Source organism: Oceanobacillus sp. CAU 1775, from assembly GCF_054482815.1.
On sequence record NZ_JBTLRO010000005.1, the window covers coordinates 189,322 to 213,092 of the forward strand.

At 35.4% G+C, this 23,771-nt stretch carries 27 protein-coding genes; 5 read left to right on the forward strand and 22 right to left on the reverse strand.

The features are described from left to right. Positions 1-36: 36 nt before the first annotated feature. From ACXYMZ_RS10540 to ACXYMZ_RS10590, 11 genes are all read right to left on the reverse strand, one after another. The gene (locus ACXYMZ_RS10540) at positions 37-183 is read right to left on the reverse strand and encodes a hypothetical protein (RefSeq protein ID WP_458948364.1); all 147 of its coding nucleotides are present in this window, start codon (positions 181-183) and stop codon (positions 37-39) included. Between the two features lie 160 nt (positions 184-343). After that, on the reverse strand, positions 344-829 hold the full coding sequence (locus ACXYMZ_RS10545) for a VanZ family protein (protein WP_458948365.1): 486 nt from the start codon (positions 827-829) through the stop codon (positions 344-346). 148 nt (positions 830-977) lie between these two features. Next, complete coding sequence (locus ACXYMZ_RS10550; protein ID WP_458948366.1) at positions 978-2,006, reverse strand: anti sigma factor C-terminal domain-containing protein; 1,029 nt, start codon at positions 2,004-2,006, stop codon at positions 978-980. Beyond that, positions 1,999-2,541, reverse strand: coding sequence for an RNA polymerase sigma factor (locus ACXYMZ_RS10555; RefSeq protein WP_458948367.1), 543 nt, complete (start codon positions 2,539-2,541; stop codon positions 1,999-2,001). The genes ACXYMZ_RS10550 and ACXYMZ_RS10555 overlap by 8 nt, the downstream gene beginning before the upstream one ends. An 83-nt stretch (positions 2,542-2,624) precedes the next feature. After that, positions 2,625-2,954 (reverse strand): helix-turn-helix domain-containing protein, encoded by a 330-nt coding sequence (locus tag ACXYMZ_RS10560; protein ID WP_458948368.1) that lies wholly within the window; start codon positions 2,952-2,954, stop codon positions 2,625-2,627. A gap of 73 nt (positions 2,955-3,027) precedes the next feature. Further along, positions 3,028-3,156 (reverse strand): DNA-binding anti-repressor SinI, encoded by a 129-nt coding sequence (sinI, locus tag ACXYMZ_RS10565; RefSeq protein WP_458948369.1) that lies wholly within the window; start codon positions 3,154-3,156, stop codon positions 3,028-3,030. 192 nt (positions 3,157-3,348) lie between these two features. Then, positions 3,349-4,062, reverse strand: coding sequence for an LPXTG cell wall anchor domain-containing protein (locus ACXYMZ_RS10570; RefSeq protein WP_458948370.1), 714 nt, complete (start codon positions 4,060-4,062; stop codon positions 3,349-3,351). A 27-nt stretch (positions 4,063-4,089) separates the two neighbouring features. Next, complete coding sequence (sipW, locus tag ACXYMZ_RS10575) at positions 4,090-4,668, reverse strand: signal peptidase I SipW (RefSeq protein ID WP_458948371.1); 579 nt, start codon at positions 4,666-4,668, stop codon at positions 4,090-4,092. Further along, on the reverse strand, positions 4,646-5,113 hold the full coding sequence (locus ACXYMZ_RS10580; protein WP_458948372.1) for a hypothetical protein: 468 nt from the start codon (positions 5,111-5,113) through the stop codon (positions 4,646-4,648). The genes sipW and ACXYMZ_RS10580 overlap by 23 nt, the downstream gene beginning before the upstream one ends. Positions 5,114-5,145: 32 nt before the next feature. Next, positions 5,146-5,748, reverse strand: a complete 603-nt coding sequence (locus ACXYMZ_RS10585) for a TasA family protein (RefSeq protein WP_458948373.1) — start codon at positions 5,746-5,748, stop codon at positions 5,146-5,148. 77 nt (positions 5,749-5,825) lie between these two features. Continuing rightward, positions 5,826-6,521, reverse strand: a complete 696-nt coding sequence (locus ACXYMZ_RS10590) for a TasA family protein (RefSeq protein WP_458948374.1) — start codon at positions 6,519-6,521, stop codon at positions 5,826-5,828. Positions 6,522-6,955: 434 nt separating this feature from the next. Between ACXYMZ_RS10590 and ACXYMZ_RS10595 the strand changes: the two genes are divergently transcribed. The 3 genes from ACXYMZ_RS10595 (at position 6,956) to ACXYMZ_RS10605 (ending at position 10,865) form a co-directional block, all read left to right on the forward strand. Beyond that, positions 6,956-7,546, forward strand: a complete 591-nt coding sequence (locus tag ACXYMZ_RS10595; protein ID WP_458948375.1) for a class D sortase — start codon at positions 6,956-6,958, stop codon at positions 7,544-7,546. A 195-nt stretch (positions 7,547-7,741) separates the two neighbouring features. Then, positions 7,742-8,677 (forward strand): LCP family glycopolymer transferase, encoded by a 936-nt coding sequence (locus ACXYMZ_RS10600; RefSeq protein ID WP_458948376.1) that lies wholly within the window; start codon positions 7,742-7,744, stop codon positions 8,675-8,677. Between the two features lie 112 nt (positions 8,678-8,789). Next, positions 8,790-10,865 carry a penicillin-binding transpeptidase domain-containing protein gene (locus tag ACXYMZ_RS10605; protein ID WP_458948377.1) on the forward strand — a complete coding sequence of 692 codons (2,076 nt, stop codon included), beginning with the start codon at positions 8,790-8,792 and terminating at the stop codon, positions 10,863-10,865. 47 nt (positions 10,866-10,912) lie between these two features. Here ACXYMZ_RS10605 and ACXYMZ_RS10610 read toward each other — a convergent pair whose 3' ends face one another. From ACXYMZ_RS10610 to ACXYMZ_RS10655, 10 genes are all read right to left on the reverse strand, one after another. Continuing rightward, complete coding sequence (locus ACXYMZ_RS10610; protein WP_458948378.1) at positions 10,913-11,371, reverse strand: IDEAL domain-containing protein; 459 nt, start codon at positions 11,369-11,371, stop codon at positions 10,913-10,915. A 191-nt stretch (positions 11,372-11,562) separates the two neighbouring features. Further along, positions 11,563-13,122: an FAD-dependent oxidoreductase gene (locus ACXYMZ_RS10615; protein ID WP_458948379.1), complete on the reverse strand. Its 1,560-nt coding sequence runs from the start codon at positions 13,120-13,122 to the stop codon at positions 11,563-11,565. A gap of 156 nt (positions 13,123-13,278) precedes the next feature. Next, complete coding sequence (locus tag ACXYMZ_RS10620) at positions 13,279-14,214, reverse strand: hypothetical protein (protein ID WP_458948380.1); 936 nt, start codon at positions 14,212-14,214, stop codon at positions 13,279-13,281. A gap of 87 nt (positions 14,215-14,301) precedes the next feature. Continuing rightward, the gene (locus ACXYMZ_RS10625) at positions 14,302-14,841 is read right to left on the reverse strand and encodes a folate family ECF transporter S component (RefSeq protein ID WP_458948381.1); all 540 of its coding nucleotides are present in this window, start codon (positions 14,839-14,841) and stop codon (positions 14,302-14,304) included. 61 nt (positions 14,842-14,902) lie between these two features. Further along, on the reverse strand, positions 14,903-15,643 hold the full coding sequence (locus ACXYMZ_RS10630; RefSeq protein ID WP_458948382.1) for a Cof-type HAD-IIB family hydrolase: 741 nt from the start codon (positions 15,641-15,643) through the stop codon (positions 14,903-14,905). Next, positions 15,643-16,407: an MFS transporter gene (locus ACXYMZ_RS10635; RefSeq protein WP_458948492.1), complete on the reverse strand. Its 765-nt coding sequence runs from the start codon at positions 16,405-16,407 to the stop codon at positions 15,643-15,645. The genes ACXYMZ_RS10630 and ACXYMZ_RS10635 overlap by 1 nt, the downstream gene beginning before the upstream one ends. A 15-nt stretch (positions 16,408-16,422) precedes the next feature. Next, on the reverse strand, positions 16,423-16,830 hold the full coding sequence (locus ACXYMZ_RS10640) for an MFS transporter (RefSeq protein ID WP_458948383.1): 408 nt from the start codon (positions 16,828-16,830) through the stop codon (positions 16,423-16,425). A gap of 545 nt (positions 16,831-17,375) precedes the next feature. Then, entirely contained in the window at positions 17,376-17,837 is a 462-nt protein-coding gene (locus ACXYMZ_RS10645; RefSeq protein ID WP_458948384.1) for a chemotaxis protein CheW, read from the reverse strand. Positions 17,838-17,854: 17 nt separating this feature from the next. Continuing rightward, positions 17,855-19,894, reverse strand: a complete 2,040-nt coding sequence (locus ACXYMZ_RS10650) for a chemotaxis protein CheW (RefSeq protein WP_458948385.1) — start codon at positions 19,892-19,894, stop codon at positions 17,855-17,857. A 39-nt stretch (positions 19,895-19,933) separates the two neighbouring features. After that, complete coding sequence (locus tag ACXYMZ_RS10655; RefSeq protein ID WP_458948386.1) at positions 19,934-21,991, reverse strand: methyl-accepting chemotaxis protein; 2,058 nt, start codon at positions 21,989-21,991, stop codon at positions 19,934-19,936. A 308-nt stretch (positions 21,992-22,299) separates the two neighbouring features. Between ACXYMZ_RS10655 and ACXYMZ_RS10660 the strand changes: the two genes are divergently transcribed. Then, on the forward strand, positions 22,300-22,749 hold the full coding sequence (locus ACXYMZ_RS10660) for a flavodoxin (protein WP_458948387.1): 450 nt from the start codon (positions 22,300-22,302) through the stop codon (positions 22,747-22,749). Between the two features lie 18 nt (positions 22,750-22,767). Beyond that, complete coding sequence (locus ACXYMZ_RS10665) at positions 22,768-22,902, forward strand: hypothetical protein (RefSeq protein WP_458948388.1); 135 nt, start codon at positions 22,768-22,770, stop codon at positions 22,900-22,902. 29 nt (positions 22,903-22,931) lie between these two features. Here the strand turns inward: ACXYMZ_RS10665 and ACXYMZ_RS10670 are convergent, their stop codons facing one another. Further along, a complete protein-coding gene (locus ACXYMZ_RS10670; protein WP_458948389.1) occupies positions 22,932-23,759 on the reverse strand; it encodes a metallophosphoesterase in 828 nt (275 codons plus the stop codon). Between the last annotated feature and the right edge of the window lie 12 nt (positions 23,760-23,771).

Below are 23,771 nucleotides of genomic sequence, written 5' to 3' on the forward strand. Positions count from 1 at the left end.
GCTACTATCCTTTTAATAGGTAGTAGCTTTGCTTGTTTATAAATGCTTTGCTTTAAATATATAATTTGTTGATATTTTATTTACTAAAGTTTTAATTAACTCTTCAGATGTTTGAATTTTATTGTTTTCTGTTGCGTCGATTACTTCTCTTAGTAATTTCTTATACTGTTCTTGCTCAACCATTGCATTTCCCGCCTTTACTTACTCCATTTATAATTTACGTATTTCGACAAGGTTTTATAATCATTGATACATTATATAACTCTATCTATTAAAATACACGCTTTTTTATAAAAAAGAAAGTAGATTATCAGATTATCTGCAACTATTTAGGAAATAACTATCATGTTTTGTAGTAAATTGATTTCAAATAGATAAAGATAATTGCCAACAATGCTCCGATACTATCTAGAATAACATCACCAAAATACGCCGTACGGTTTGGTGTGAATCCCTGATTAATTTCATCCATTACAGCATATGCAACTGTGAAGAAAAAGGAATATGCGAGCTGCTTTTTCAGCGTTAAAGTTGCAGTTTTCTCTAATGCAAACTTAAAGAGACAGCACAGGATAAAGAACACAAATACATGTGCACCTTTGCGGATCAAGAATTCAATAAATCCATCCGCTCCATGTGTCGCAATACTGACTGGAGAACCATTATACGTGAAATATATCCAGTCCAAATATGGCTCAAGAAAAGTCAAATCAATATATTGTCCAAGTAATGGCTTAATATCCTGTTGCTCGTAAGGTGTTGATGACGAACGGAAGATAATTCCCATCCAACCAATTGGAAGTAACCAATAGAAATATTTCTTACTCATTTAATCCCCACTTTTATACAATCTCAAACTATTATACGCTTTATATAATAGCACCGGTATTAATTTCAAAGATGTACGCTATTATTTTCACTATGAAATCAGATTTTTAATTTCGCTTATCACTCATTCAAAGCAAATAATCATATATTTAGTACCAATTCCAAACTTCTATCCCACCTAGTTCATGCTGATGGAAGTCATTCTCTTCTACAAGTCTTTCGATTTCTCGGATCGGTCCAGTTACAACAGCACCAATGACCCTCGTTTCGTTATCTCTAAAATATTTTAGACGTTTTTTATCTAGATCCTCGTCATGGTAACCTCCATGGTCAACCAACCACTCTAAATCTTCTTCTATTTTTTCAAGAGAATCCTCTAAAACCCCTTCTCCACTTAAAGCAGATACACTGCCTGATAAGCGATCACCGTCATAATATACAATCGGTCTTAATTTTAATGTTGATGCAAAATAATAATTATCACCAGTATAATAATGAAACATATCCATACCTTCCGATAATTCTCCAGTATATAATGGCATTTCTAAAACCGACACATCATATGCATCAAGGATTTCTAGTAAATCTTGTGGCGACATACTTTCTTTTAGTGAAAAATGCATCTGAGTAACAAAGCCATCGGATATTTTATTTAGTTGATCCAGTAAATACTTTTCTTCTCCCGTTTCTCTAACTTCGTCTCCTAATAAATCTGGTGATATTGCATAAGTATGAGTCATTGGTTCATCCAAATATTTATTATTATAGTTAAATTTTAAGCGTAAATTCCCAAATAGGCTTTTCTTCGCTTCAACGTTACCGACAATAACATTCCAGCTACCAACTTGGCGATAGAGTGGAAGACTCGTTTTCTTTGTAAAGAGTGGGGTGATTTCGGTTTCATGATGTGCATGTTTTTCTACTGACATCCCATGATATCTTGTTTCGACAACGGTAGTTACAAATCTTTCAAACTTATCTTTACCACCCGAAAATTGAAAGTAAGTGCCTATAGCAATCATATAAAAAGTAAAGATTAGAAAGACACCTATCAACGTTCTTAATACTGTAAAGATTAAAGACAGTCTTGTCTTTCTAACAATCTTTTTTGCAGCTTTATCATCTAACTTTTCATCCTCATCCTGCCATCCTTCTAGTACGTTTTCTTCTTTATCCATCTGACGGTTCACCCTTTCTTTTTTCTATTTCTAGCTCACGGAATTTTGCTCTCGCACGGAACAATGTTGATTTCACTTGGGCATTTGTAAGACTTAAAGTTACTTCAAGTTCTTTATAAGACAATCCTTGAACTTCTCGTAGATATAAAACCGAACGCATTCTTTCAGGTAATTGATTCAACCGTTCTTCTAACTCTTCTTGCCTTGATTTAAGAATTACTTCATCTTCAGGTAACCTGAATTTTGATTCTCTGTATTGAATCTTCATTTGCTCAAGCAATTTTGCCTCTGTACTAGATTTTCTAACCGAATCAATATATAAATTCCTAGCGACTTTAAAAAGCCAAGCACGTGCTGAGGTAACATCTTTCACTTTTAAAGAAATGAGTGCTCGATAAAATGTTTCCTGAAGTAATTCCTCCGCTTGCTCCTTGTTTCGTGTCATCTGTAGTAAATAACGATAGAGCGGGAGCTGATACCCCTCGAATAATGATTGAAATATGTATTTTTTCAAGTGAAACTCCCACCCCCTCATTTATTAAAACGATTGAGAATCGAAAAAGTTACATTAAAGCAAAATAAAAAAACCATAGTATCATTCACTACGGTTTAAGGAGATTAATCATCTTTTTCTTTTTTCCATTTATTAAATTCTAGGTATTCTTTAAAGTCTTTTTTTGATACACCAGATTCCATTGCTTCCATAACAATTTCAAGCCATTCTTTATCGAGATCGGCAATTTCAATATCATCTTGATGATAAAGAATATCATTCATTGAAATACCCAACGCCTCGCTAACTTTTTCAATAAATTGAATGGATGGGTTTGTTTGTTTGTTTCTTTCAATGGAACTTAAATAGGATTTTGCTACCCCAGCTTTTTCTGCTAAATCTGATATTGTCATATCTTGTTCTTGTCTGAGTTCTTTAATACGTTCGCCGAGCAAACCCACTCACCTACTTTCATTAGAAATTATATCATAATATAGGTGAGGCTTCTATTATTAGATGTAAAATCCGCTAACTTTTTTTCTCTTCCTCCCGTAGGAAATAGCGTACTTCTTCTGGATTCAAGCCTATCCCTTTAGCTTGCAAGATTAATACGAGCCATTCGAGATCTAGTGTTACCATACTACTTGTATTTTCCACACTGCCGCCCCCCATTACATTCAACCAATCAATTTGAATCTACTATTATTGGTATCTATAGATAAATAAACGACCCCTACAATCGCTTACTCCTCCCTCATCTATTATACCTGATTATTGGCTGAATAAATTGACTTCCTTTGTCAGATCCAGTGTCATATCATGCTAGTGTGTATCAAAAAAACTCGGAAGTTAATACTTAAATTTAATAAATGACTTTATCTTGCTGAAGGCTAAAGGGAACGCATTCTCTCTCTTGCTTAAATAACTTACGGAAGCACCAAGTGCAATTAATAATCCCCCAATTAAAATGTAGGTAAAGATGTTGGTTGCTGTCTTTGGTAAGGTGCTGCCTTCATTAGTAGAAATTCCTTTAACAGTCGAAGAATCCCCGCTTCCAACTTCGGTTGAAATACCTCCCACGAAACTTGGTGCTTCTTTAGCTACCGCTTGAAAAACAAGTGTAAATTCCGCTTTTTTATTTTGAAACTCATTTCCAAGTTCTGCTGGAAACATTAGTTTAAAACCCGTTTCTACTTCTTTGTTCGCTCCAATTGGATAATCCGTATATCCTTCGTAGTCTTTTAATTTTCCATCGAAAACAATTTCATCAAAAAATGTAACTTGGAGTAGCAATTCATCAAATAATTTTGTTTCTCCATCATTTCTTATATGCATCGAATACAAAATATCAATATCGTGGTTGTTCTGAATTAAAAGCGGACGATAGGCATAGTCCCCCGGTTTGGCGTTCTCCACATAAAATAATTCTTCACTCGGAAAACGATCAATCACAATCTCCTCCGTTGCATCGTCAGCTTCCACGTGATTTGGTAAAATTAGAAAGCCAACGAATAAAAACGAGAACAGTGCAATGATATATAGAATATTCTTCTCCTTTTTCATAAGCACCTTCCCCTTGTCTAACTGAATTTACTGTGGATCAGCAGCCTTATCCTCTTGTTTTACATCTATCTTCCGAATTGCAAGCAATATTGTAACAACAGAATAACCTATCATTAGAATTCCTGGAATAATTAACAGAACTAATACACCATTTTTTGATTGAGCAAAACTAGCCACATACCCTGCGTATGGGACAGTGAACCCTTCATAACTTGCAACTACATTATCAGCAAGTACAGGCTGACGATCTGGTCCGTTATTATTATCTCCTTTTGTTGTATAAATTGCTCCTTCACCAGTTTCTTTTACATCAATAATCCGGTGTGTTACAAGCTTATCCTTCGTTTCCATGAAAGTAATGACATCATCGACCTGTAAATTTTGTTTTTCCTCTGACTCAAGTGGCCTCACTGCAATGATAGATCCAGTTTGTATTTCTGGCTCCATTGATCCTGATAGAACCGTTTTGATTTGATAGCCAAAAACTTCTGGCTCTCCTCCAGAGAACTTAGTCATTAAAACAATTCCTGCAACACCTACTAAAACTATGATTAAAAGGGTAGATACTAAATGGTTAACCCATTTAAATACCTTCTTCAACTTCATCAGATTGCTCCTCCTCTACTTGAGTTTCTGGTTCTTTATCATTTTCTTCTTCTACATTATCTGTTGCTTCATCTATATTCTCATCTTCAACTGATTTATCTTCTTCGTTTACCTCTTCTTCGTTCTCATCAGCTTCAGACGCTTCATTCGAATTTGTATTTTCCTCTGTCTCGTTATCATTAGTTTCCTCATTTGTTTGCTCTTCTTCATCGGCATCTTCACCAGTAGTTTCTTCATCTGATTCCTCTTCCGACTCTTCAGGTTCTTCTATTACCCAATCCACATGAACTCTACTTTCAACTGTATATGTTTTAGTAAAAACTGCATCTGTCGGTGAAAAGAGATAAACACCTGTAAAAAAGACAAGATACCAAATGAGCATTAACTTACTTATAAAGAAAAACAATCTGTATGAGGGTCTATTCTTTTTAGGGTTTTTATTCATTCTATTCTCCACCTCTTTTTAAAATAAGACCATCACTCATTCTCCTGCATGGCTTCAAAGCTCCATTCTAATTCAATCGTGTTTCCTTGAAAGATATTTTGTTCTTCTCCGCCCATAAATACAAATTCAACGGAGACTGGGATTAAACCGAACATTTCATCCTCCGTATCTGCTTTTATATCTTCAACTAATAAAATTGGTTCAACCCTAGTTCGGCTATTCAATTCTTCCAAAGTTATTGGCTGTGCTAGTTTGTTTTCTCCGTTAACCATTAGTTCTGTTATAAATATCTGCCCATCAAAACCGTTATTAACCACTGTGTTATTACTATCTAAAATTGTATGTTCGGAAGTTAAGTGCACACTTCCTATGTTTAATGTGCCAGTATTTCTTATATGAAAACTATAACCAAACGGAGGATCCCCGGGCTTTATATTTTCAAATTCTAATAGTAAGCCTCCATCATCTACATAATTACCCTGCTGACTTCGAACATCTAAATCTATTATTCCAGATTTTATTTGATGTTCTGTAGTTACACTGTCACTAAAATAAGCAAACGTTCCTCCGCTTATCAGTGCGACCCCTAATAACCCTGCAACCATCCCAACTACAATATTCTTTTTTAAATTCATGTAGATACCACCTCCTAAACTTGAGTATGTATATAAAAGGCGAGATATACTCGCCTTTTATTTATAGGTGTATCTTATTATCTTTCTTCTCCATCAGTTTGGAAACCTTCGAAAGTCCATTTTAGATCCAGTTTAAGATTTTGAAGCTCATTTTGAGGTTCACCTGATTCAACAAATTCAAACTTAACATCAAATGGTGCAGTGTCACCTGACTCTAGTACTTTAATATCTTCTGTAGCTATATCATTTTCCTCAAAGTATCCGATCCAATCGAAAGGCCAAGGAAATAATGGAATCCACTGAGATATAGTCTCAATATCTACTTGTGTCAATAATTCATCAATATCATCTTCAGTCATGTTTGCAAGTTGATTAACTGTAAGTTCGAAAACAACTTCAAACGGTTCATCTCCACCAGTATTTCTTAAGAATTGAACCATCATTGCGTCACCATATGCCTCTGCAATATCACCATCTACTGGCATGTTGTTTGAAGCATTTCTTACGGTATAGTCTGTCTTTAATGTAATACTTCCAATATCTAAAGAGCCATCATTCAGCAAGCCAAACTCTCTATATATTGTATCTCCAGGTTTTAGGTCATCTAAATTTACAACTACATCAGGAACTGACTTTAATGAAAGTGTCCCAGATGCAAATGTATTATTCTGCTCTGCAGTGTCACTAAAGTAAGCAAACGTTCCTCCACCAATTAATGCCATCCCTAGAAGTGCTGTTGCAATACCTGAAGTTAATTTCTTTTTTAAATTCATTGTAATTCCTCCCAATTTTAATTGTTTTTTGTTAAATCCCCCGACAAAGTTGACATGTGCATGTGTATTATGATCCCCTTATCTCATAAGCCACTCCTCTCTATGTAAGTTTGTTCGCCGTTCTTGTTTGAATATTTACGTTCTTTATAACGAACAACTTACTTGTAGTATACTTGATTTCTAACGGTTGTAAAACCTTAAAAACACTCAAATATTCTATATAACGCATGCTTATCTTTGTTTTCCTTTTATTATCTTTACTTTACTAAGAATTTCAAATTAATATAATATTTAGTTCTCAATAATGAAAATCTGCTATATACTATAGGTGTGGGTATTTTTAAAGTTACTCGTGAGAGCCATTTACATATGACTTTTCCTAACTCCTTAGAGAGGTTATACTATGGGAAGAGAGTAATTGTGGGGTGTTTAAAATGAAAGTACTATCTTATATTTTTATTACAATAGGGATTGTATTATTAGCTTTCGGGGGCTATCAATGGCTTTCTTCAACGGGCGCCCAAAATCAAGCTGCCGCTGAAGCTAAAACCTTGATAAAGGACAGAGAGAAAGCTTTGCAAGCACCAGATGCTAAAGATTTAGCAAAAAATTTTAACCCTGTACATGGAGAGACAGTAGGAAATCTTCTTATTCCCAAAATCGATGCTGAACTTCCTATTATAGAAGGAACAGATCCAGATGAGCTTTCTCGCGGTGTTGGTCACTACTATGGAACGGCATATCCTTTACAAGAAGATCAGATTGTCCTTTCCGGGCATCGAGATACTGTTTTTCGTAGGACTGGAGAGCTTGAGATTGGGGATCAACTTACATTGCAGCTCAAATACGGAGATTTTACTTATGAAATCACGGAGACAAAGATTGTAAGCGCGGACGACCTAACAATAATTGTTCCACATGATGAAGAAGTGCTGACATTAACAACCTGTTATCCTTTTTCACTTGTAGGTAATGCACCTGACCGCTATATTATATATGCCTACCCTGTAAGCAAAAATGAATAAATTAATAATAATCAATGGGATCAATAATATTCCATTGATTTTTTTCGATAATTTTCAACAAGTTCCAATTAAATAGTACAAATTATAATGGACGTAAATGACTATTTCGGCTATAATTTATCCAGGTTCATAGAAAAAATGTAGTAGCTACACCCTTTTTCAAGGGATTATTATACATAAGAGGAGAAATTTGATTTGGTATCTAGAAGACAATCAAAAAACAAAAAGAGAAGATGGCCATTTTGGGTTGGGGGAATTATCTTATTTTTTATATTAATTGGTGGCGGACTCGTATTTTATGTATACAGTCAGCTTGGCAACACACTTGATACAATGCATACACCGCTTGCAAGAGATCAAGATCCGGAGCGTCAAAAGCAAATTAAAGAAATTTTTGATGAAAAAGAATCTTTAAATATGCTTTTACTTGGAGTAGACGAACGGCCTGGGGATCGTGGACGTTCTGATACGATGATACTAATGTCACTTAATCCTCGTACTGATTCGATGGTTATGCTTAGTATCCCACGTGATACTTATGTTAATATTCCTGGTCGTGGAATTGATAAAATAAACCACGCATATGCATTTGGGGGAGTAGAATTAGCTGTACAAACAGTTGAAGAAGCATTTAACGTACCTGTCCATTTATATGCAAGAGTAAATATGGAAGGTTTCAAACAGGGTATTGATGCAATTGGTGGGGTGACTGTAAATAACACTCAAAGCTTTTCACAAGGTGGTTCAACTTTTTCCGAGGGACCAATTCAGTTAAATGGGACACAAGCTTTAGACTACATCCGAATGCGTAAACAAGATCCACGCAGTGATATGGGACGTAACGAACGTCAACGTGCAGTAATTACTGCTGCAATGAACAAAGCAGCGAGCTTCTCCAGTATTACAAAATTTGGTGAGGTCCTCGATATTCTTGGTGGAAATGTACAAACAGATGTTGATATGAAACGTGCACAGACGTTATTCACTGGTTACCTAGGCACGAGAAGTAATATTCAAACTATGGAAATAAGCGGTTCAGGGTCAACTATTAATGGTATTTGGTATTACGTTGTACCAGATTCTGAATTTAACAGAATTACTTCAGAGATTACGACACATATGCAAAAATAACTCATTGCCATGTTCTCCAAGAACATGGCATTTTACTAGATATAAACAATATTACTATAATCGAAGAAATAAAAGTGTTAATATTAATAGAGATTACGTTGGAGGCGATTAGATGAAACGATTGATTATACTTCTATTTCTACTACTTTTTCTAGCCGCATGTTCAAATGACGATCATGTCTCCCCTAACGAAAGATTTAATGAATTCGTTTCTCACTGGAATAACGAGGAATTTGAAGAAATGTATGAAATGTTTGCTACACCTATGAAAGAAAATATTACAGTAGAAGATTCCGTTGAACGTTATAAAAAAATATATGGAGATTTATCTATTGAAAATTTGAATGTATCTTTCGAAGAATTTTCGGATGAAGAAATTGAAGAGTTATTCAAAAACCGAGAAGATGATGAGGCACGTTTATCTATTACTTATCCATTTACTGTTGAAATGGAGTCAATCGGCGGACCGATTGTATATGAATATGAAGCTACATTAACGGAAGAACCTGAAAGTAGCGAAGAAGACGCAGAACTTAATTGGTATGTAGAATGGAATCCTGGGTTTATTCATCCGGAGTTAGCAGATGGCGGACAAATAAGTATTACAAGCACTACTCCAACTCGTGGTGAAATTCTAGATCGTAATCAAATGCCATTAGCCTTAAATGATATTATTTATGAAATAGGAATTGTTCCAGGTGAATTAGGAGAAAACGCTGAGCAAGCTAAATCGCAAATTGCGAACATTTTAAATATAAGTGTAGATAGTATAAATAACGCACTTAGTGCTGGATGGGTAGCTGATAATCTATTCGTACCAATCACAACAATTCTTCCTGAAAATGAAGAAGTTTATCGTGAACTCATGAGTATTCCAGGAGTACAACGTAAAGAAATTAGTGGTAGAGTATATCCTGGCGGCGAAGCTACTGCACATTTAATCGGCTATATTGGAAATATTACTGCAGAGTTTCTAGAAAAAACGGAGAGCGATGAATACGGTCCAAATGATAAAGTTGGTATTAGAGGACTTGAGCAACAATTTGAAGAAAGGTTAAAAGGAAAAAAAGGCATGAAAATTTCAGTTAAAAAAGATAATGATGAAGAAGTCTTGATTGCTGAAAAGCCTGTAGAAAATGGAGAAAACATTGTTCTTACGATAGATATAAATATCCAAGAAAGAATTTTTAACAGCTTTGGTGAGGATGCTGGAAATGCAGCTGCGATTGATCCCAAAACTGGTGAAACCCTAGCGCTTGTAAGTGCACCTGCTTTTGACCCAAATGAAATCCTTTACGGTACTTCAGGAAATGTCTGGGCAAAGTATGAAAATAACGAACAAACACCATTGATTAATCGCTTTGCTGCCAAGTTTGCACCAGGATCTGTCATTAAACCAATTACTGCTGCTGTTGGAATGCGTCATGGAACATTGGACCCTAATGAAGGCTTCACAATTGAAGGCTATCAGTGGGGAAAAGGTGAAAGTTGGGGGAATTATGAAGTGTCTAGAGTTTCTCTTTCAGATGGACCTGTGGATTTAGAAGATGCAATTGTTCGATCTGATAATATTTACTTTGCAATGCAAGCAGTTGAAATGCAAAGTGACGCATTTGTTGATGGATTTGAGGAGTTCGGATTTGCTGAAGAGCTTCCATATGAATATCCGATCACGACTTCCACGATTTCCAATGATGGCGAATTAAATGACGAGGTTCTTCTAGTGAATTCAAGTTATGGACAAGGTCAACTTGAAATGAGTGGCATTCATTTAGCTAGTGCGTATACAACTTTCTTGAATGACGGGAATATGATAAAACCCACATTATTAGCTAACGAAGAAACTGGACAAATATGGAAAGAAAACCTCATTTCTAGTGAGGAAGCACGTTTAATTCATGAAATGTTACGAGCGGTTGTTACTGATGGAACTGCTGGACGCGCAGAACGTGAGGCAAATGTTCCAGTTGCAGGAAAAACGGGGACAGTTGAACTAAAGTTAAGCGCTGATGTTGATGGTTCTGTAAACAGCACCTTTGTTGGTTACCCTTATGACAGCCAAGATATTCTAATTGCTATATTAGTTGAAGATACAGAGAATAAGGAGAGCGGCATTGCTGTTGGAAAATTTGTAGAAATCGTTAATTACTTGCATCCTTCCGAAGATGAAGAAACAGATTCGGAATAGAAAATATCATCTCACAAAAAACTCCTCCGAATTGGAGGAGTTTTTATTTAATTATCATTTTTATGAAGTAAAGCAGTTAGTTCCATAAATGATTTTTCATCTTTATCATCTAGCGATTGATCTATTAATCGCATAAGATTTGCATGCTCTAATTCATTCATAACCTCATCAGTACTATCATCTGTAGTTACTGGCAGTTCTGGAGTGGCTTTGAAGTAATATGGCTTACCAATTTCATGGATCTGCTCTAGAAATTCAGGCAGCGTAATTAGTTTCACCATTGGTACATTTACAATATCTTTCCCGTTTTGAAAGGCAAAAATTGCATCGATATTCTCAATTTTTTCCGTCTGACGATTTAAACGAATCTCATTTGCTTCGACTGGGATGAACTGAAACACCTTGTTCTTAATTACCACCGAAAAATATTGATATGCTAAAATAATTCTTACGTAATCCTTCTCTGTCTTGATGTAATAAGGTTTTAGCATCTTTAATGTCACCATATCTTCACCACCCTTTTTGTTAGTTTACATATCTTAATTTTCAGTTAATTAATTTTAACCGATTTTAACTTAAAATACAAGTGTTATTGCAAAATATTTTAAAATTTAGTCATTTATAATTAGATAACAGACAAAGAGAGAATAGTATTATCTACCCATAATCGTAAAATGTAAAACATTTTTAGGTGTAATTAATAACCCGATTCATCGCTTATAAAGTTTTCAATCATTTTATAATCATGTTTTTTCAATGGTTTTTCTGCTGGGCCTTCTAAAACTTCCCCGTCATATGAGAATCTTGAACCGTGACAAGGACAATCCCATGAACGCTCTGCATTATTCCAATTTACTTCACAGCCTGCATGTGTACAAGTCGTATCGACAACATGAACAGTGCCATCTACATCGCGATATGCACCCTTTCTCTTTCCTTCAACTGTAATCACAGCGCCTTCATCAATTCCTAAATCAGTCTTACTTACATCAGGTTTCTCTAATTTTCCTTTTGTTAAATCAGTAACAACACCTGCAGTTACTTTGGCAAGCGTAGGAATACTTGCTTTCACATTAAAGCGACTTGGCGTAAATAAGTCCAGATACTTATTCTCTTTACCAAAAATAATATCATGGAAGATTTGCGCAGCTACATGGCTCGTCGTCATGCCCCATTTTCTAAACCCAGTAGCAACTAGTATATTTTGATTGCCAGAAGTTAGTGGTCCGATGTATGGGACTTTATCCAAGGTTGTTAAATCTTGCGTAGACCAATGATATGTTAATTCCTCTATTCCAAATTTTTCATCCGCAAATAATTCTACTGCATGATACTTTTCTTTTGTATTTTCCTTTTTCCCTGTTTTATGAGAATAACCACCGAAAAGAACTTGTTCTTCGTTATCGATTGCAATACTTCTTAACGAATGTGTAGGTTTATCTGCACTTAAATACATACCACCAGGATATTTCTTTTTCGTCTTGGCAGTTAAAGCATAGGAACGCTCTGGATGCATTCTATTTGAATAGAGTCCCACTCCTTCATAAAAAGGAAAATGAGAACAGATTAATACAAATTTACTTTTTACTTTTACTCCACCTCGAGTAACTACAATAGGCTCATCGCCCGTTTCAATTTTTAGTGCTGTTGTATTTTCATAAATTTGAATATCTGTTTTCTGAAGCTGTTCTACTAAATGTTGCAGATATTTTACCGGGTGAAACTGTGCTTGCTTTTCCAAATATAAGGCATTTTTAATCTCAATGTCTAATAATATACGGTCTGACAACTTACCTGGAATTCCTAACTTTTTGTATGCTGCTGCTTCATCTTTAATTTTCTTTTCGTATTCTGCTGAGGTGGAATAGATGATTGCCGGTTCCTCTTGAAAATCACATGAAATGTTCTCTTCCTCTATAATCCTCTTCATTTTTTCTAACGCTTCATTATTTGCCTCGTAGTATAATTTTGCTTCCTCTTCACCAATGTTTGAAATTAACTCGTCGTAAATGAGATCGTGCTGTGTTGTGATTTTTGCAGTTGTATGACCTGTTGCTCCGTTCATTAGTCTGCTCGCATCTAATAACGCAAGTTTTAATCCAGCTTCTTTTAGGAAATAAGCTGCGGCAATTCCGGTGATTCCTCCGCCAACTATCGCGACATCTACTTCAATATCTTCAGTAAGCTGTGGGAATTCTTCAAGTTGCAATGCTTCCAACCAATAGGACTTTGGAAAACTATTTATTTTATCAGTCATCTTAACCTCCAACTTTCTTGTTTTCATTACTTTTCCCAATTCAAATCGTTTATACACTTACAAAAGAAAAGAAATTAGGTAATTGTTATATTTTTACATAAAAAAAGCTATAAACCAGATTCTAATTAAGAATCACAAGTTTATAGCATTTGTGTACTATATAATTTGCTTTAAGAGCTTTTGAAAAGCTTGCTCGATTTCTTCGTCGGAAAAATTTAATTTTTCTTCCTTACTAACAATTGCTGCTCCATAATTTTTGATTTCTTCTATCCCTTTTTTCATAAAGCTCTTATAACTTTTCGTTAGTTCATCAATTTTTTGCGCATATTTTTCATCTGTTCCAGGTGTAACTGCAATTTCATAAAGGTCGATTACTTTTTCACGTTCTAAATCTACAGGATGAAACTCATGTGGATCAGTACTATCAAATAAGCAAACCTTTAATTCTGGTACAAGAACCATATCTATACTATTAAAGTCAAAACTACAGTGATAAAGCTCAACATCTAGACCGTGAACCAAACACGCTTTTGCGATTTTTTTCATAAAAGTTGATTTACCAGTGCCTGCTCGACCTTTAATATGATAAACAGTAGTTAGAGGTGCAATCAGATTCGGAACCTCATTTACGACACCTTCCATTGTATTCGTACCAAAGAATCTACGAAAAGTGTAAGCATCGCGTTTCTTTTTTGGCGTATCTTTTAATAATTCATGGATAAGATTTTCTGCTCGTTGATCTGCAAGGTGAAAGTGCATTTCTTTAATATAAATTGCTTCTAAATCATCATGCACTTTTAATCCTTTCGCAAACGCATGATATGCTTCTAAGATTTTGGGCTGCTCTTTTGATATAAGTGCTACGCCTTTGTCTCTTAAGATTATTCCTTCAAGAAATTTATTACTTAGAGAGCTCTTTAACACTTCAATGCTGGTCTCTTCTTTATATTCTTCAATGAAGCGCTCAAGAAGCAACGTATTAAAAGTTAAGGACTCATAAGGTAAATTTATTATTTTTAATCCTTGAATATTTGACTCATGTAGCTGGACTTGCCCTTGCGCAGTATGACCCGTCATATAATATTTTTTCATTTGTAAATCAACACATCCCTCAAAAAAACTTCTTCTTTAGAATATGTCTAGCATGCATGACAAGTGATAAAAATATACGGTTGGCGCTTAATTTAATCTATCTTTTAGAGGACGCATGCCCTTCAATAACGCAAACAATAAACCTACTTCTATTGGATATAATAAAAGTGTTTTAATAATTCTTGGTACAGCAACTAATGCACTTCCGAACATAATATTTAACCAAATCGGTGTAAGTATTAGACTAAATACAATCGATGTTACTAGGAGAGCTAAGGCAACCCTTAAAAGTGTAATTTCCTTTTTATAGAAAAATAGACCATAAATGATCCCCATTAGTAAAGCACTTAAAGTGAAACCTGGAAAGAAAAACCCTGCTGGTCTTAGAACAAATCCAAGTGTGTCTGCCACAACGGAAGCAATACCAGCGTTAAGTGGTCCATATAAATAAGCTAGGACGGCAATCGGTAAAAATGCGAATCCAACTTCTAATAGAGGCCCAAACGAAAGGGTAAATTGGTTCAACACTAAATTTATTGCAATTAGTCCAGCTGTAATTGTAAGTTGTTTTGTCGTTATCTTGCTTCCAAGCATTGTAGTAGCTCTGGCTTTTTTCGTTGAAACCATGATAAACCCCCCAATAGAATTTCAAATTTTTATCTATCATTACTTATAGAATAGGAAAGTATTATAACACAAATTTCTCAATTGCTTTCGCTACTCCACTATTATTGTTGTCTGTCGTTTCATAATCCGCAACATTTTTAATCGCTTGCTGGGCATTAGCCATCGCAACACCAACACCAGCTTCTTGAATCATCTTAATATCGTTTAAACTATCTCCACATGCCATTACGTTTTCCATTGTGATTCCAAGTTTTTCACAAACATAGCGAAGTGCACGAGCTTTACTTACATCTTTAGCGTTTACTTCAATGTTTGTTGGTAATGAGTTCGATAATTCAAGTGCATCAAATTTTGAGAATTCTTCTACTAGAAGATCTAATTTTTTTTGGTCTGTCGTGTAGCAACCAAATTTCAACCATTCATGTGCATAGAAATCCTCAGGTGCCTCATCGCGGAATGCACCATATAGCCCCTCCGTTGAAATCATCCACATACCTACATCTACTTGAGTCGCGATATTATAAAGCTTTTCCATTATTTCAGAATCTATTGTTGTGCGTTGTAGTAATTCTTTATCCATTGTGTAAATTTCCGCACCGTTTGCAGGGATAATATAAGATGTTAATTTTAAATCTTGTGCATAAGAGTAACAAAGCTCTAAACTTCTCCCCGTACTAAGAACGACATGAACATCTTTCTCTAAAGCCTTCTCAATCGCTAACTTATTTTCTTCGGTAACCTCGTGTTCGTCATTAAGTAAAGTTCCATCCATATCAAGTGCAATTAGCTTAATTTCAGCCATTATAATCCTCCTTCAACATCTGATTCTTTTTTTAAATTTTTATCAAAAAGTGTTGTTGTTATAAATGGAATGAACAACAATCCCAGTATAACAAAGAATAGAATTTGAATATTATAGTAATCAACGATAAATCCACCAAAGATTGGCCCTAACATTCTTCCTATCGTTGCGATACTATTGACCAAGCCTTGATAAAAGCCTTTTCGTGCAGCTGGTGCAAGTTCATTTGCCAATGTTGGAAATGCCGGCCACATAATAACTTCCCCTATTGTTAAAATAACCATCGCCACAACAAACATCGTAAATGCTTCTGCTTTTAAAACAACGAGGAAGGAAATCATAAGAATTGCCGTTCCTATATAAATATGATGTTTCGCATTGGTAACTCTGTTCGTAAACCATTGTACCAAAGGTTGAAACAAAAGAATAAGGAAACCATTAACTGCCCAAAGTGTACTATAGTGCTCTAGTGGAATTCCAATATCTTGTGTATAAGACGCGATCGTTGTCATCCATTGTGAATACGAAACATGGACAAAGAGAAATCCACTACATAAAATTAGTAAAGCGATCAATGTTGGTGATAATTTGAATTTCCCTTTTTGTTCAATAACGGATGTATTCATTTGCGGATTTTTATAGCTATCCATTTTTTTAAAGGTTAATAAAACGAGTAAAAAGAATGTAGCGATAAAAAAAGCATTCGCTGCAAATATATAATCAAATGAAATACTTGCCACAAATCCACTAGTTGTAGCACCAATTGCTACACCAAGATTTTATGCGACATATACAGCATTAAAAGCTTTCCTTCCACCATCCGGCCAAACGGAACCAGCCATCGCAAACATGATGGGCCAAGTCATCCCATTGGCAAACCCTATGATGATTAAAAGAATGATATAAGGAACCAAGCTATGATTGAATGTAAGAATCATAGCTGCGGTTAACGCAATAAAAGTTGAAGATAGAATAGATTTATAGGCGCTGAATCTATCATAAAGAGCGCCTCCAATCAAGTTACCGACTACTGCTGCTCCTTGATTCAACATTAAAACGAACCCAGCAAAGGCTAATGTTTGTCCGAGCTCGTGGTGCATATATATTGTATTTAGCGGCCATAAAAAAGAACCACCAGTAACGTTTATTGCTGTTGCAATTACTAACAACCAAATTGCTTTTGGCATTCCATCAACCTACTTTAGTATTTTATAACATTGTTCACCCTACCTATTATATGCCAGATTGTGTGCTGATGCAATTGTAGAGTTAAGATTTAATTACTTGAAAAAGTTCAATACTTAAATACCTTGATTACTAATCTACAGCATATCTTAAATTCATAATTTATGTATATTGTTGATTAGATAGTTTCGCAGTAATATGTTTTGTGCAAAACCATCGCTCGGGGAAAAACATACTACGCTTTCCACGGGCATGACCTCAGCCTCGACGCACAGGACGTGCTAATGCAGACGTTGCCACAGGACGTGGCGTACTTAGTCTGCCTCGCTTCGCTGCGGGGTCTTCACCTCATGCTATTCCCGTTGGAGTCTTCGTACGTTTTTCCTTCCGCTATGTTTAGCTGTTTGAAGAAATAATGCATATGGAGTTTTCTTGTGCGTGAACTGCTCCGAGCATATACATATTAATTTTTATGAGTAAAAGTAAAATCTGCGGTAAAATAAAATACTCGAACCCTATGCTTTGAGCAGGTTCGAGTATTTTTATATTAATTAATTAGTACTTCTTTTATTTCATTAGTTTCTTCTAAGTCTAAGATTCTTTCAATATCAAGGATGAGAATTAATCTATCATCGACTTTTGCGACACCTTTTAGGAATGTATCACGAACTCCTGAAATGAGTGGTGGTGCAGCTTCAATAAATTCAGATTCAATGTCTTTCACTTCTGTTGCAGCGTCTACAATCAAACCGACTTGGACATCTTCAAGTGAAATCACTAAGATTCTTGTATGATCGGTCTGCTCTGTAGGCGTCATATGCAAGCGTTCTTTTAGATCAATAATTCCTGTTGTTTGATTTCGAATTTCCGTGACACCCTTGATAAAATCTGAAGTGCGGGGCACAGACGTAATATGTTGCATTTTTTCAATAGAAATAATTTGTTGTACTTCTACTGCAAATGTCTGCTCCGCTAGTTCAAATAAAATATATTTAATTGGATTTGTCATTTTTACAACTCCTATACTTATTTAATCAGTGCATTCGGATCAATAATTAAAGCAACTTGTCCGTCACCTAGAATGGTTGCTCCAGAAATTGCAAAGACATCACCTAAGTAATCACCTAAAGATTTAAGAACGAGTTCTTGTTGGCCAAGGAACTTATCAACTACAAGTCCTGTAAGCTTCTCGCCTTTTTTCATTACGACAACAGCATTCTGTCTGTTTTCATCGTTTTCGTCCTCAGGAATATTGAGCACCTTCTGTAATTCAAGTAGAGGTACAATTTGTCCTCGGAAGTCCATTACCTTTTGACCATGTGTATACATTACTTCATGATCATCAAGTAAGACTGTTTCAATGATAGAAGAAAGCGGAACAGCATACGTTTCCTCACGACATTCGATAAGCAGTGTCGAAATGATGGAAAGCGTTAGTGGCAATTGAATAGAGAAAATACTACCAATACCTTGTTTTGATTCTATAGAGATCGAGCCACCTAATGACTCTATTGTACTTTTAACAACGTCTAGTCCTACTCCGCGTCCAGAAACACTGGAGATGGTGTCAGCCGTACTAAAACCTGAAGCTAAAATTAATTCTGCAACCTCAGCTTCCGTTAAGTTAGCTGCAACTTCTGGAGTTACCACGCCATTTTCAATCGCTTTTGATCGGACTTTATCGATATTAATTCCAGCACCATCATCTTCAATCTCAATAAATACATGGTTTCCACTGTGGAAGGCACGTAAGATGATATTTCCTTCTGCAGGCTTTCCTGCTTCCAAACGTTTTTCAGGGCTTTCAATACCATGGTCCACTGAGTTACGGATTAGATGCACTAGTGGATCACCAATTTCATCGATTACCGTTCGATCTAGCTCGGTATCTGCACCGAGAATTTCAAGATTGATTTGCTTGTTTAAATCACGTGCGAGTCCACGAATCATACGTGGGAATCTGTTAAACACTTGTTCAACTGGTACCATGCGCATCGCAAGAATTAAACTTTGCATATCACTAGATACACGGTTCATATGTTCAACTGTTTCTCTAAGCTCAGCATGTTTTAGATCATTTGAAATTACATCTAATCTACTTTGGTCAATAACCACTTCTTCAAATAGATTTAGTAAATCGTCAATTCTCTCTAGATTCACTCGAATTGTTTTTGCGGCTTGATGACCATTCGATTTACTCTCAGTGCTTGTAGATGTAGCTGGTGTAGTATCTTGATTAGGAACGTTTGTATTTTCTGTATCTGAAGGTTTTTCCTCTAAGCGCTCTCCATTTTTGGAACGGAAACTTACATTCTCCATCACGACATCTGTAATTTCAGAGATGGATAGGATTTTTTTCTTCAGTTGTTCTGTTGGTTCTTTTGTTAAAAATATAAGTTCGAATTCCTTTTCAAAATTACCTTCTTCGATTTCCTCAGTAGCTGGGTTTGTTTTGATAATATCGCCTTTCCCATCAAGTGCTTCGAATACCATAAACGCTCTTGCACCTTTTAAGATACTATCTTCAGATAGACGTACAATCATTTGATAAGCATGAAAACCTTGTTCTTCTGCTTGTTCAACGATCGTCATTTGAAATTCATCAAGATCGATAGAAATAGCGTTTTTCTCTGAATCTATTACAGTAGCTGCTGATTCTGCCTGCGCATTATTGGGCTGACTGATTTCACCTTTTTCAATGCGGTCAAGTCTTTCTACAACTGCACTCACATCTTTTTTTCCATCATTCCCAGCGCCAATATCTTCAACCATTTCTTCTAAATATTCAATACAAACAAAAATAATATCAATGACATCAGTAGTAACTTTAAGGTTTTTATTGCGAATTAAGTCTAAAACATTTTCCATTTTATGCGTTAATGAAGCGATATCTACGTATCCCATCGTTGCTGCCATTCCTTTTAAAGTGTGGGCAGAACGAAATATTTCATTCACGAGGGCAAGGTCTTCTGGATTTTTTTCTAAGACTAAAATATTATCGTTTACACTTTGAAGATGCTCTCTACTCTCATCAAGGAATACATCCAAATATTGATTTGTTTCCATTTGACACGTCCTTTCACAGCTACTCGTATTCTTTTTAATCTATTCAATTCTAAATTTATCTATCTCTTCTTGCATGCGTATAGCAAATGACTCTAAGTCTGTTGCTAGATGAGTAAGCTGTTCCATAGAAGCCGTTTGTTCTTCAATCGAAGCAGAGATTTCTTCTGTTCCAGCTGCAGTATCTTCACTGATTCTAGCAAACCTTAGCGTATTCTCCATTAGTTTCTTTTCACTAGCTACTATTTTATCAGTTAATGACATAATTTGCTCAATCATTTTATTATTTTCATTAACTGAGCTTGAGATCGCCAGGAATGCTTCACCTGTTTCTCCAACACTTTCTGACTGTTGCTCAAATTGATCCATGGTACCTTTTACTAATGTCACAGAGTTCTCTGTTTCATCCTGCATTTCAGTGATAATGCTTGCTACATCCTTCAATGCATCTGTTGTTTGTTCTGCTAGTTTACCAACTTCATTGGCAACTACTGAAAAACCTTGTCCGTGTTCACCAGCTCTTGCCGCTTCAATAGAAGCATTCAGTGCAAGTAGGTTTGTCTGGCTCGCAATATTAGCTATTTTATCCACGATTGAATGGATATTTGCTGATTTTTCATTTAGTTGTTGGATCGCATTCATAACTTTAGATGCCATTTCTGATGTTCCTGCAGAAGATACAGCTAAATCTTGAACTTTTCTCACACCATCGGTTGATAAGCGGTCCATTTCGATTGCTTTATCTTGCATTTGTTTATTCTTATCACTTATATCTGTCATCATTTCATTTAATTCTTCAAAAGCTGTACGATTTTGTTCCGTGATATCAAATTGGTTACTAGCATCTGTTGCAATTCCTTCCATGGTTTTGGCAACTTCATTTGCTGATGCAGTATTTTGTTCTGAGCTTGCTACTAGATTTTGTGCAGCATCAGATACTTTATAGGAGACACCAGAGATTTGTTTCATCATGTGACGCATTTGCATGAGCATATTTTCAAAACTTCGACCAAGCTCGCCGACCTCGTCATTACGCTGATGCTCTACTTTTGCTGTTAAATCGCCATCTTCCACTTGCTTCATTGTCGTTTGTAGCTTGTGAATTGGTTTAATAATTCGTTTAGAAATTAGCATTGCAGCAATAAGCGCAATAATAATTACTCCAATTAATGCAATCGCGATTGGAATTAGAATTACATTAGCCTTACTCGTAAACTCTGATTTATGTATAATTCCGCCAAGCATCCAATCCGTTGTGTCATTTTGGATAAATCCAATAATGATTTCTTCCCCATCTACAGAAGTTTCGATGACACCCCGTTCACCAGCTGTTTGTATTTCTTGGTAATAATTTTCTTCGCTAATATTCGTACCTATTAAGGATTCCACTGGGTTTGTAATATAATTTCCAGCTTGGTCAACGGTAACTGTATACCCTTCGTCACCAATCGCAATGTTATTCATAATTTGCAAAAGAGCATGTGTCTCAATGTCTATTGCTGCAACACCAACAAGCCCATCTGAAACATAGAATGCTTTTGCCGCAGTTACAAAGTATCTTCCTGTTTGTTCATCGATGAATGGTTCATCCCAAATAATTTGACCTTCTGCCGCTACTGCTTTCTGATACCATTCTTCTTCGATTGCATACAATCCATCCGCCCCACTGTTATATGGATACATAATAACTTCTCCATCTTGCTCATATCCTGCGTAGGCAGTCTTAATATATGGGTCTGTATCAATTGTCTCTTGTAAAGCAGAGTATACATCATTGAAAGTTTCCCCAGTATAATGCCTCAAAGTAGAAGAATTCCCCATCCGAGTTAGATGATTTTCCATATTCGTAAAGTAAAGATTAAATGTATCATTTACACTCACTATTTGGTTTTCAACACTATTTGATAGTTCCTCAGTTGTTGTGCGAACACTAAATGTATAACTTACAAAGGCGACAATTCCAATCGCAAAAATAATTAAAATAATAAAAGGAAGCGTGATTTGCATACGCAAGCCATTGTTAAATAATTTCTTTTTACTCTTTTCCTTCTTTTGTTTTTTCTGTCTCACCTGTTTCTGTTTGATTGGTTTTTTCTTCATTGCTTCTCTCTCTCTTCTATATGTAATTTAATAAACTAATTTGCTTACCCCTGAATTCTTATGTACATCAATAGCAATACACGACATTTTTATGTACTATATATATATCGGCACATTCTCAATAATTTTAAGTCATTTATTAAATTCAAACAAGAGTTTAGACCTAAATCTTGAGAACTACTATTATGTAATAGAAAAACTAATATCCACATTATACTATACTTTCATAGATAGTTTTCCTCAATTTTTTTAAATAAAGGAAAAACAGTACAGGTAATTATTTATGATTTAAATAAAGGAGGAATTGCATGGCTAAAGTGCTCATGCTTTATATATCTACAACTGGAAACACCGAGATAATGGCAGAAGCGATTGCTGGTTATCTGGAATATAATCAACATGATGTTGTTATTAAAACTTTTGACTTCGACCCAATTGATGTCGAGGAATTATTTGATTATGATCTCGTTTTAATTGGTACACATTCTAATGATGATGGAGAAATACCTTTTGAAGCTGAAGATTTCTACGAAGAACTAGATGACGTTGATTTAAATGATAGGTTGTTTGGTGTCTTTGGTTCTGGTGACACTGCTTATGACGAATTTTGTTTGTCGGTCGATTTAATGGGAGACAAATTAAAATTCCAAGGAGCAAAGCTTGTTCCGGAACGCTTAATGGTTGATTTAACACCTTCTAATGAGGACATTGACCGCTGTGAGGCTTTCGCAGAAGCTGCAATACAAATGATAGACTAACGATAGAGGTGACGAGAGTTGATTAAGGTAAAAATGAATGTGCAAACGTCTTATCATGGTGAACTTTTGCGAGCAGGAAAAATATATTCTATTGAGAAGGAAATTGCAGAACGCTGGATTGCGAGTAAGCTTGCCGAGAGAGTAGAAGAATAATTTAAAAATAAAAATGGGACAAACTAGATTTACTTCTGGTTTGTCCCATTAATCGTTATTAAGCTTATCTGGCTTTGGTTTAGAAAACGAATCGGAAGGAAAGTCGTTCCTAAACCACTGTCAATGTATAACGTTTGCCCTGTATTCCATTCGAATACACCCTTATCATAAACAGGAAAATACCCTTCTCCAGGTGACGCAACTGCACCTATTATAGGCAAGCGAATTTGTCCTCCATGTGTATGACCACTTATAACAAGATCTACTGGCAAATCGGGATATTTTATTAGAACATAAGGAGAGTGCGAAAGTAACACCGTATAGTTTTTCTCATTCACTATCGAGAATGCTTTTCCAATATCCTCACGTTCAGTTGATGCATCATCTATACCTACCAAATTTACGATATCACCTTTAATTTTTACTGTAATCGAATCGTTATTTAATATCGTAATATTTCTTTTACGTAATTCAGTAAAAAATAAATCTTTTGCTGGATTATCCCATTCATGATTACCTGCAACATAGTATATTGGTACTTCTGTTGATATCAAACGATCGACAAATGAAAATAGTGAGGAAAAACTCCTTGTTTTTCTATCGATAAGATCCCCTGTGAGCACGAGAATGTCGGGTTTTAACTCATCCACCTTTTTTATAACTTGTTTATACATTACTTTTTTTCTTTTATGGTGAACATCACTTATCTGAAGAATTTTGAGGCTTTCTCCAGTTGATAATTTCTTCGTTTCCATACGAACGTTATTTACCCTAAATGAATTTGTATCTATAAGCACTCTTACCAATCCTAGTAAAAATAGGGTTGAAGTGATTTTTAAAATTAGCTTTCTTACCATAGACTTCCCTCA